The following is a 5,531-nucleotide window of genomic DNA, read 5'->3' as shown; positions in this document are numbered from 1 at the left end:
TGAATTGGCAATTTTACCAACTTTCGATTGTTGAGTAGCTAGAGGAGTTATACTCAGACCCCCTGAAAAATCAATCAACTTTAGGGCTATCTTCCCTACTTTCGCCCTAAAGTTGGCATTTGAGTTAATGTTGTATCAATTAGTAGCTATGTACTAAATCGACCCTTTTTGTAGCTTCACCGTATTAGGAGCAACTAGAGCGGAGAGTAATGACCCAACTCTGCCATATCTGACTTTTTGTGGTTGCATTCTGAGAACCCAAATTTGGCTCAACACAAGGCTGAAACCTTTATCTGACAAGCATTCCAATTCCTACTTTGCGGCTGGTGTCAGCTTCGCTATATTTGCGCCAATATAACCCTAGAGTTAGGCACTCCAGTTAATTGACCCAAACCAAACTGATTAGTAAAATGCCTAATAACCCTAGAGTTAGGCACTCCGGTTATGTTTATCCGAACTAAAATTATTAAAGGTCAACCTTACCGTTACCTGGTCGAAACTTATAAAACCGCTGACGGTCAAAAACGCCAAAAGGTACTCAAATATTTAGGTCATGCTCCCACCCTACCGGATAATGCTCCAACGGCTGTCGTACTGTTTGCTGGAGGCGGTGGTGTAGAAGCTGGCATGGTCATGGCTGGTGTTAGACCTGTCTTGAGCGTGGAATGCGACCCCAATCTAACAGAACTCTCTGCCGCACTTGCAGCCTCGTTATCCCTGAACTTTAAACCCTATGGCACTAAGGTCGTTCAACAAACGGTTCAAGAACTTGCTGCGGTTGGTTTCTGCGGATTCCCCCAGCCGGATTATCTGCACGCTTCTCCGGTCTGCTCAAACTTTAGTAAGGCGCTGGGAAACGGCACTGAGCAATCAGTAGACCGGGAAGCAGCAACTGCTGTAGCCACTGCTATACGGGTATTGCAGCCCAAATGTTTCACGCTGGAGAACGTATCAGGATATAGACAATCCAAATCATGGCAGATTATTCAGGATGAGCTTGTAGGGTTGGGATATCAGATAACAGCCGCTGTGCTGGATGCGGCAGATTATGGGGTTCCTCAGTCTCGAAAGCGATTGATTGTCAAAGCCGCAAGAGGAAAAGCGCCAGGGCTACCACCCAAGCAAGGCCGGGTGGGGTGGTATGAGTTTGTTAAAGATTTAATCCCATCGCTGCCCTCATCTCAACTTCTCCCAAATCAACAGAAGGTACTTGAGGAGAAGCTGGCGATTTGTCCGGGGATTCCAGCTCTGCTGATTGAGCGAATCGGGTTTAGGAACGCTTTACCAAAACTGAGGGAACCTACGGAGCCAATCTGGACGATTAAGAGAGCCATCTTTACAGACCAGAGGCAAGGTGTTCGCAGCCGGTTTATTGATTTGTGGTTTTGTGATGGCACGGTTAAAAGATTAACGGTGGAAGCAGCAGCGCGGCTTCAAGGTTTCCCTAACTGGTATTACTTACCCGAACGAATCGATGTGGCAGGCTCGCTTCTGGGTTATAGCGTACCGCCGCACTTTGCACAGCAACTTTACTCACCTTAAGCGATCGCCCAAGGTGGATCGGAATGTCAACAAAAGAAACGGACTCTGATACCGACCTGACAACCTTTCGTTACCTCAGGATGAGCTATTGACTTAGCCTTTGACGCTGATATTGTGGTCAAGGCCGAAGTCCAATCCACATTCAAGTTCTTGGGTCATCTTCTCAATATTGCCAAAGCGATTGTCCGCATTATCAGTTGGGACTTACAGATGGGGAAGGGCTGTGATAATTTCATCGTGGCTCATGGTCAAGAGAAATGGGACGAAGTTCTGAATAACGCTACGTCTTATCGTGAGTGGCTCAAGAAACTAGAACAGCAGTTTCACGGATATCGCAGTCCTGACAATCAGCGAGCGATCGCCTAAACAACTGCTCCCTTTCCGCAATGGAATTCTGGAAATCTCTACGATTGTGCCGTATCAGGTCATCGGCGAACGCCTTGAAGGCTTTCACAGGTCTAGAACGCTACTGGGCTAACAAGACAACTCTTTTCGAGGCACGAGCGCAACGATTGAGCAAAAAATACTTTTTCTAATGTAAAGATTTATTAATTTTACGACGATGCTTAAAACCGAGTCCAATGGCGTTCAACTGCTTTTCTGGTAAGGCTTCTGCCTACCTAGAGCCGATACTACTTTTGTTCCCATCATAAATCCCTAAAATTTAATTGCAAATACTATATTTACGATTTTTTTGAGAAAAAGCCAAGATAAAAATTCGTTTGATAGGAGAAATTACTCCCTTTACTATGTAGATTCTAAGCTTAAGTTTAGAATATTTGCGATAAATCGGTATTAGCAAATTTGAAAAGCTTTTGGTGATTGGGGATAGAAAAACTGCTAGAGCCATTTTTTGCGCCTGATGCGAAAGTAAGGCCTAATTTGACCGGGAATAGAAATAAACAATCAGACTTTTATTTTATAAAATGCCTTTTTTGAGTTTTCCTCTAAAACTAAACTTAAAAATTGAGTTTTTTTTGTTTTGTCAAAACCTTTGCCCCACAAGAGTTTCAGCAATATTGGCAAAGTGAATCTTATGGGTTTTATCCAAAACTCAATAAAATTTGGCAGGGTTTTAGCCAAAAAACGCTACCGCGCAAAGCAAGCAAATTTAAAAAAATACCTTTCCTAACCTGATTGCGAAATCAGGATATTTCTAACTGGAACTATTTTTTATTATTTAGAGAATATTATATAATCAATCGCTTTTCTTCTTTCTTCCGTAAATAAAATTACTCTTCCCGCCTTCCCGCGAACCTGCCGCAAGTAACACATGAGAGCCTTGCTAACCTTTGTAAGACAAACGGGCAGAGAAGCTATAGAAACCTTGTCTCTTAGGTGATTGCAGAGGTTGCTTCTTAGAAGCTGTTCAGTGATAAGATATGGTTTGAAAACGTATCCCACTGAGGTTTAGGGATGGAAAAGAATGAGGTGCAAATCTCCCAAAGGCTCCCTGTATCTTTAGATATAAAACTCAAGGTGGTTGCCAAAAGATTAGCCCTAAGACGCTCGGAAGTGATTCGTAAAGCGCTCAACAATTATGTTGAGTCCTCTGAAAACAGCGAAACCCCAGTGGCTAGTTAGCTACTGAGGTTTGCTGGAAAGTTAATCTGAAACGCTTCTTGCTTGCCGGCGGAAAGCGTCCCAAGAGTTCTTTAAGCCCTTAAGGAAGAGCTGATATGCTTATTGTCGCTTTTTTTAGCGATCTTGTCACTATTTTGGTGACACTTTCGGCAGACGAGCCGGAAATGATCGCTTCTCCACAAACTTTTGCCGTTCTCGTACAGCAAGCCTTTGATACCCAACTGACTGAGCCGCCCGAAAGGCTGAAAGAACCCGATTTCGTAGGCAGATGCGATGCCTATAATTTGAGGTTTTGGCTTGATCGCTTCGACTTTGCTGGAAGCTGCGGAATAACTCATCAACCGTTTTCTAAAAGAACGGCTGCCACTGCTTCCAAACACGAACCCGATCTCTCTTGCGAACACGAACAAGAGTGTTTTTTGCTTGGAGATAGGGCTGGCGGCTTACATAAGATACTCTGCAAACGCACGTACTCAGAGCAGTCATCCTCGGAGTGGAAAGACACGGGGTTAACCAGAAAGCCGATTACCACTATCAATGCTTATATCAAAACTCGCAAAATAGATCGCCTGAAACCGAGACGAGCGCGACAGCAGATGGCGAGTGACACTGCTCTAGCAAAAAAGAAAAAGGCTGCTTAACCCTATCTGGTTTTACGGCTTCACTGCTAGGCAACAACAACAGAACTGTTACGCGCACTTAGACCGCTTAATCAAATTTTGGGATCAACAGCCCAAACACAATACTTAATCACTAACCTAGCAGTTTTCAGTCGCCGCGACTGATAAGAAGTCATAAAAACAGATGGGCTGCCCCCAAATACACGAAAAAGGCAACCCATGAAAAGAGAATATTTCTCCCAATTTACCGCACAGGGCGTAAAAGAACTAATCCTTGCAAAGCTTTCAAATTTTAAAAAACAGAAGCAGCGATCGCTATCGCCAATTCAAGTCCTCGAAAAAATCCAAGCGCGGACGGGGGTTTGGGCATGACTCTTCCGCACTCTTATGGAAACAATCACTTTGACGAATGGCGGGCAAGCGCCATCGATGATGCGCTCATCGCGCTGAACGTGCGATCGCTAAGTGGGGATGAAGCGTACAGATTTCTCGTTCCCGATCCGCAGAAGGCATTCGGTAAAGTTCATCGCGATGCACAGTGGAGATCGCTGCGGAAAAGTTACGGGCACATTGAAGCAGGTGGCTGGTGGTGCAATGGGTTAGACCCCTTAAACAACTGGCAACCGATGGAGGAGTGGGGCTGCTTAAAGCCAGACTTGCCGCGTAAGAACGCGAAAGGGAAATTGGTTAAATACGAGCATCCACCGGGGCAAGCCACACGAGCATTTTTCCTACGAATTAGCTTCAAAATCAGCCTCAGAATTGCTAGGCAATATGGACTTGAAACCGAATACTGGAAAAGATTTCCACACTTTCAATCACCAGCAAAGGGCTTTGAAAGTTCAAGAAAGGCTCTCAAGTGCAAGCGTCCTAGACCCCTTAAATTGAAGCTTCAGACCCATCAGAAACAACTCAGGAGGTCTGAGGATAAAGGTTTTTGGGCGTGGGTGTTAAAAAATAATCTCCCAATTGTTCTGACTGAAGGGGTTAAAAAAGCCGGGTCATTGTTATCAGCCGGATATGCAGCGGTTGGCTTGCCAGGTATCTGGAATGGTCGGCGAGTGATTGGTTCCATAGCCACCTTGATTCCAGAGCTACAGTTGTTCGCTACCGAGGGGCGACTCATTTATTTCTGCTTTGACCACGACACCAAACCGAAAACAGTTGCAGCAGTAAACTCAGCGATCGCCAAAACTGGGAAGCTCTTTGCCAATGCTGGTTGCAACGTGCTTGTCATCAAATGGAGCGCTCTTCAGAAGGGCGTTGACGATTTTATCGTTGCCAATGGACAGGCAGCCTTTGATGAAGTTTATTCCAACGCTCTCCCACTTCCAGAGTGGGAATGGACGAAGCGACAAGAGCGATCGCTGACTTACATCGCTGATGAAGTTCTGAACGCACCCGACCTCAGTATCATCGGTTTACAGGTTCCCGACTCTGGAATTATTGCGATTGTGTCACCCAAAGGCAGCGGCAAAACTAAGTTAATTTCTCAAATAACAGCTCAGTCCAAATCCTTACTTAGCTTAACCCACCGAATTTTCCTGGGTCGGTCGTTGGCAGGAAGACTAAGGTACACCTGGCGAACTGATGCCGACAAGGGGGGCGGATATTACCTCACTTCAGATGGACAACCGACTTGCCGTTTAGGGTCTTGTGTCGAGTCTTTGTTCGCCATCGATCTGGAAAAGTTTGCTGGATGCGATCTGGTGATTGATGAAGTTTGCCAAGTGCTGCGAAACCTCCTCACTAGCAAGACCTGTAATAAAGACGGAATGCGTCCCA

At 45.3% G+C, this 5,531-nt stretch carries 7 protein-coding genes; 6 read left to right on the top strand and 1 reads right to left on the bottom strand.

Annotated elements, in window-relative coordinates:
• Positions 1-444 precede the first annotated feature (444 nt).
• Together H6F50_RS16575 and H6F50_RS16570 are read left to right on the top strand one after the other, a co-directional pair.
• Positions 445-1,542 (top strand): DNA cytosine methyltransferase, encoded by a 1,098-nt coding sequence (locus tag H6F50_RS16575; RefSeq protein ID WP_190429548.1) that lies wholly within the window; start codon positions 445-447, stop codon positions 1,540-1,542.
• 87 nt (positions 1,543-1,629) lie between these two features.
• Positions 1,630-1,908, top strand: a complete 279-nt coding sequence (locus H6F50_RS16570; protein WP_347277174.1) for a DUF3854 domain-containing protein — start codon at positions 1,630-1,632, stop codon at positions 1,906-1,908.
• A gap of 540 nt (positions 1,909-2,448) precedes the next feature.
• Here the strand turns inward: H6F50_RS16570 and H6F50_RS16565 are convergent.
• Positions 2,449-2,625: a hypothetical protein gene (locus tag H6F50_RS16565; RefSeq protein WP_190429546.1), complete on the bottom strand. Its 177-nt coding sequence runs from the start codon at positions 2,623-2,625 to the stop codon at positions 2,449-2,451.
• A 333-nt stretch (positions 2,626-2,958) separates the two neighbouring features.
• Here H6F50_RS16565 and H6F50_RS16560 point away from each other — a divergent pair, with 333 nt between their 5' ends.
• The 4 genes from H6F50_RS16560 to H6F50_RS16545 form a co-directional block, all read left to right on the top strand.
• Positions 2,959-3,126 carry a hypothetical protein gene (locus tag H6F50_RS16560; RefSeq protein WP_190429545.1) on the top strand — a complete coding sequence of 56 codons (168 nt, stop codon included), beginning with the start codon at positions 2,959-2,961 and terminating at the stop codon, positions 3,124-3,126.
• A gap of 95 nt (positions 3,127-3,221) precedes the next feature.
• The gene (locus tag H6F50_RS16555) at positions 3,222-3,767 is read left to right on the top strand and encodes a hypothetical protein (RefSeq protein WP_190429544.1); all 546 of its coding nucleotides are present in this window, start codon (positions 3,222-3,224) and stop codon (positions 3,765-3,767) included.
• A gap of 198 nt (positions 3,768-3,965) precedes the next feature.
• Entirely contained in the window at positions 3,966-4,118 is a 153-nt protein-coding gene (locus H6F50_RS16550) for a hypothetical protein (RefSeq protein ID WP_190429543.1), read from the top strand.
• Positions 4,115-5,531: DUF3854 domain-containing protein (locus tag H6F50_RS16545; protein WP_190429542.1), on the top strand; the 1,417-nt coding region annotated here is incomplete at its 3' end. The genes H6F50_RS16550 and H6F50_RS16545, both read left to right, overlap by 4 nt.

This window comes from Coleofasciculus sp. FACHB-712 (genome assembly GCF_014695635.1).
GTDB lineage: Bacteria > Cyanobacteriota > Cyanobacteriia > Cyanobacteriales > FACHB-T130 > FACHB-T130.
The sequence above is the reverse complement of the archived record's forward strand: the minus strand, read 5'-3'. Positions and strand labels throughout refer to the sequence as shown.

Bases quoted from the DNA above. Each gene is read 5' to 3' on its own strand.
- H6F50_RS16550 (WP_190429543.1), top strand. From the start codon at position 3,966: ATGAAAAGAGAATATTTCTCCCAATTTACCGCACAGGGCGTAAAAGAA.
- H6F50_RS16555 (WP_190429544.1), top strand. From the start codon at position 3,222: ATGCTTATTGTCGCTTTTTTTAGCGATCTTGTCACTATTTTGGTGACA.
- H6F50_RS16575 (WP_190429548.1), top strand. From the start codon at position 445: ATGTTTATCCGAACTAAAATTATTAAAGGTCAACCTTACCGTTACCTG.
- H6F50_RS16560 (WP_190429545.1), top strand. From the start codon at position 2,959: ATGGAAAAGAATGAGGTGCAAATCTCCCAAAGGCTCCCTGTATCTTTA.